Origin of the sequence: Okeania sp. SIO2F4, assembly GCF_010672385.1 — a bacterium.
Taxonomy (GTDB): Bacteria; Cyanobacteriota; Cyanobacteriia; order Cyanobacteriales; family Microcoleaceae; genus Trichodesmium.
The window spans coordinates 1-3,660 of the sequence record NZ_JAAHGT010000960.1 but is presented as its reverse complement, the minus strand read 5'-3'; the positions used below and the strand labels follow the sequence as shown (position 1 = coordinate 3,660).

Below are 3,660 nucleotides of genomic sequence, written 5' to 3'. Positions count from 1 at the left end.
GTTTTCACAAAGGTAGACTACAAAATTTCTGCCTTCTGCCCTCTGCCTTCTGCCTTTAATCCAAAATATTTGTATTCTATAGTTAATGAAAAGCGCTATAACTCCATATACTGGTGTTTAGTAAGACTATTAATACAAGCTTTATTTTTAATTTTAGTAAATAGTAATTTCATACCAAAATCAATCTATCTACTCATACTATTTATCTAAAACCTGTTCCTACGACCCTTACCTTCTCTCAAACTCTTGACTCACATGATGAACTAGACAAAATATGTGGATAAAATCTCCAATTCAGTAATTGACGAAAACCATCAAAAAGTAAATAATTGAAAACTTTTTTACTACTAGCAGCTTGATGCAATTTAACAGTTGGTATAGATGCAAATTTTGGAGCTAATTTAGCTAGAGTTTCAACGGGAATAGCAAATGCTAAATGACTCATTTTTTGGCGCAAAATCAAACTCGGTTGAGAGCCATCACGATATACATAAGGATTTCCCCATAAAGGATAAGCGTGCATTCCATTAATACCAACTACTTGCCCGTAAATATTTAGTAAAGGACCCCCACTCATACCCTTTTTTACGACATTAGTGTAACCAATTTGATAACCCTTTTCTAAGGGGAGGTCAGACAAAATTGAAATTCTTCCTCTAGTGAATAAAAGTTCTTGATCTTGAGGTTTTTCTAAAGTAGGAAATCCCGCAGCAAAAGTCTTATCTCCAGGAGAAAGAGTAGTAGAATTTTCCAGAGATGCAACAGTGTAAGTAGAGTGAGTGCTGCGAAATTCTAATAAAGCTAAATCATTTTCTTGAAAGTCTTCGTTTTCTATTTTATTTGCTTGATAAAAAAGACCATCTGGAGTCTGAATAAGAAAAGATTTATAGTCAGTATCTAAAACGTGCTGATTAGTAACAACTGTATAAACTTCTCCCTCCCGTTTCAAGATAATTCCTGAACCCCAACCATTTTCAGAAATAACTTTAACAGTTATTGATTGAGCTAAACTTTTAAGCTCTTTAATCGAACAAAAATTATTACAGTCAGCACAATTTTGACTTTGTATTTGAGTTGCTGAACTTTCCAGGTCAGAAAAATTTTTAGACAACTTTTGTATTGGCAAATAAAATAACCCACTACCAATAGAAGCTGCCAATATCAGCGATCGCAGATTGACAAAATATAGCACTATGCAAATAGGTTAAGACATTTATAAACGCTCAAACTGACTCTTACTTTTAACGTTTGACTTTTAACTTGCGCGTAGCGCTATATTACTCCATTCCCTTGCTTACTAAACTTTCTAAATAATCATTAAAGTTTAAATAGAAACGAGAACTACTTTCATATAGCGGACCTGTAGTAGCACTAACCCGAATATCAAATAACTTTTGAATTGTTTCACTAGCATTTTGGTAAGGTTTGAGAGTAAATAATACTCCTTGACAAGGACCACCCTTTTGACCAGAAACGCAAACTACAGGTTGACGATTAACAATGCCAGTCGTAATGTAATCTAGTCTGCCATCATCGTAGAATAATTGAAATTTGTTTGATACTTGACGACAACGAGTCATGGGACTATATCCAGCAGACAAGAAATAATTAGAAACCCAGCGAATAACTGGATAAGTGCCTTGTGGTGTTTTGACAAAAGTAGTTGGAATACCATTTTTACCCTGGTCACAATAAAATGTATTAGGTCGAATTACAGGTTTAAATTCCTTAACTACAGACTGTGTTTGATTACAGGAAATTTGATTATCTTGGTCGCAATTTTCTACTATTTTATGAGTACAACTCTCATCTTCTGTACATACAGTCTCTTCATGTTTTTGGCATAGCTCTGCTTTTAGTTCACAAAGTAACTCAGGTTTTGGTCTAGCATAAGTGGGATTATTTATAGTTAAATTAATCCCGAAACATAAGGCAAATACTAGGATAATTTTTGTGGAAATCTTGATTTTCATAACTACTAAATCTTGGGAGATTTCTATTTCAGGTTGTGCCAAACAAATAATTGATAATTATTCATTACTGATAGTTTTGACAACCTTTATCCAATTGATCGAGATTTTTACTATGATTCCGGAAAACTATTTAGAGAATTTTTGGAGTTGATGAGGTATAAAGTTGTAGAGCTTTAGGGAATAGGGAATAGAAATTAGTATTAAACTGTACCTCAATGAATTATGCAAATACGTGGTACTTTTCTAAATTAGGACAATTATATAGTTTTAAGCAGTGTTGGTTTCTTTTCAAGATGGATAATGGGTAAGTGTAAAATTATCTAACTGTTAATAAAACATTGATGGAGAAGATAATTTATACTATTTGCTATTAATTTATAACTTTGCTAAGTATATCCTCCGCTTAGTACCATTACCCAAGAAATATTGGCTTCTGTAAGATTTTCATAACTACTAAATCTTGGGAGATTTCTATTTCAGGTTGTGCCAAACAAATAATTGATAATTATTCATTACTGATAGTTTTGACAACCTTCATCCAATTGATCGATATTTTTACTATGATTCCGGAAAACTATTTAGAGAATTTTTGGAGTTGATGAGGTATAAAGTTGTAGAGCTTTGGGGAATAGGGAATAGAAATTAGTATTAAACTGTACCTCAGCATTCGGGCAAAGTGCTGTAATTCAATCAGTTTCTTCAATAAAGAAGAAGGAATAAGGAAGAAGGAAAAAATTATGACATAATACAGATTTTTTTTTATTTATAGCAATTCCCAAAAAGCGTGAGGTATAAAATTTGTTTGTTTTAGGGAGTAGGGAGTAGAGAGTAGTAATTCGGGTTTGGTAAGAATAGAAAAGAAGAAAAACAACTGTACCTCAGTAACTTAAGAAACACTATAGGCAATAGCCAAAATATTGTGTATGGATGATTAGAAGCAAATTAGTGTAAAAAAAATTAACTATTCAGCCATTAACTATTAGCTTAAATAGCTAATATTCAAAAAAGTCAAAATTTATGCCTTATGGAATATTTTGGGAAGGAGGATAATACCAATTTAATAAATGTTTCCTACAAATTATTATAAGTTAGGAGTCAGGAGTCATAATTTAGCAATTATGAGCCATGGCTTTTAACCATTCCTTTTTGATATTTTTTATCTATATAACAGCTATTAATGGCTTATTTGTCGCCAAAATTATGCTTAACTTTTTATCTAAAATATCGTCCAAATTCAAGTAATTTAATTACTAAATTTATTGGTGATTGGTTGGCAAAAATGGATAACATAAATTACTATATATAGCTTATTTATTAACTAAATACTCAGTAGCTAATTTACTGAAAAATCCTTGTTTTTAAATATATATTTGAGGTGGCTAAATTGATGAAAATTAAATCAAAGGAGTAGTTCTTGATCCGGATTGCCTTTTCCTCCTTTAAAGGTAATAAAACTGAATGCTGAATGCTGAAGACTAAATGCTTACTACGGTATAATAAAAATTACGATATATAGCTTATTTATTAAGCAAATACTCAGTAGCTAATTTACTGAAAAATCCTTGTTTTTAAATATATATTTGAGGTGGCTAAATTGATGAAAATTAAATCAAAGGGGTAGTTCTCGATCAGTATTGCCTTTTCCTCCTTTAAAGGTAATAAAACTGAATGCTGAATGCTGAATGCT

At 31.5% G+C, this 3,660-nt stretch carries 2 protein-coding genes; both read right to left on the bottom strand.

Features of this window, described 5'->3' with window-relative positions; translation table 11 throughout:
* Positions 1–238 precede the first annotated feature (238 nt).
* Positions 239–1,192: a S1 family peptidase gene (locus tag F6K22_RS35580; RefSeq protein WP_293109275.1), complete on the bottom strand. Its 954-nt coding sequence runs from the start codon at positions 1,190–1,192 to the stop codon at positions 239–241.
* Positions 1,193–1,277: 85 nt separating this feature from the next.
* Positions 1,278–2,015: a COP23 domain-containing protein gene (locus F6K22_RS35575; RefSeq protein ID WP_293109274.1), complete on the bottom strand. Its 738-nt coding sequence runs from the start codon at positions 2,013–2,015 to the stop codon at positions 1,278–1,280.
* Positions 2,016–3,660 lie beyond the last annotated feature (1,645 nt).